This window comes from Mycobacterium sp. 1165196.3 (assembly GCF_001673415.1).
GTDB lineage: Bacteria > Actinomycetota > Actinomycetes > Mycobacteriales > Mycobacteriaceae > Mycobacterium > Mycobacterium europaeum_A.
Window position 1 is genome coordinate 1 of record NZ_LZLU01000228.1, and the last position, 549, is coordinate 549.

1 protein-coding gene is annotated in these 549 nt (G+C 67.9%); it reads right to left on the bottom strand.

Features of this window, described 5'->3' with window-relative positions; genetic code table 11:
• Positions 1-549 (bottom strand): lipase family protein (locus tag A5659_RS22875; RefSeq protein WP_231997986.1); only part of this gene is annotated, 549 nt, incomplete at both ends.

The window sequence follows — 549 nt, forward strand, 5'->3', positions numbered from 1 at the left end:
GCGATCTGATCCGTACCGAGCCTTCGCGGCTGGTGCTGGAACCCTCCGGACAACTGGGCGCGATCATGGCCACCGGCCCACGCGGATCCAACGACGTCCCGGGCAGCCGCATGGCCGCGCGGGCCGCATCGAGCACGGCCTGACCCTCGGCCACCCGGCCCACGTAGGTGTGCATGGACGGGGTGCCCAGGCCCTGATAGTCGGTCATCACGATGGCGAAGCCACGCGCGACCATGGTCGCGACGAACAGCTCCTCGTAGTTGAACATGATGTCCCAGCCACCCGAATAGTGGATGCCCTGGTTGAACATTCGCGACGGGGCGCACTGATTGCCCTGGCCCTGGGTGCCGGGCGCGTAGCTGATCAACGGCCGCGGTCCGCGCCCGGGCCAGTCGTTGTAGGGCTCGAAGTAGGTGCCGGTGACCGCGATCGGATTGCCGCGGGTGTCCGTGCTGCGGTACATGATCCGGGTGCCGGTGGCCATGATCGCGCCCAGTTGTCCGGAGGGTTCCAGCACCAGCCGCGAAGGCTCGGTACGGATCAGGCCCA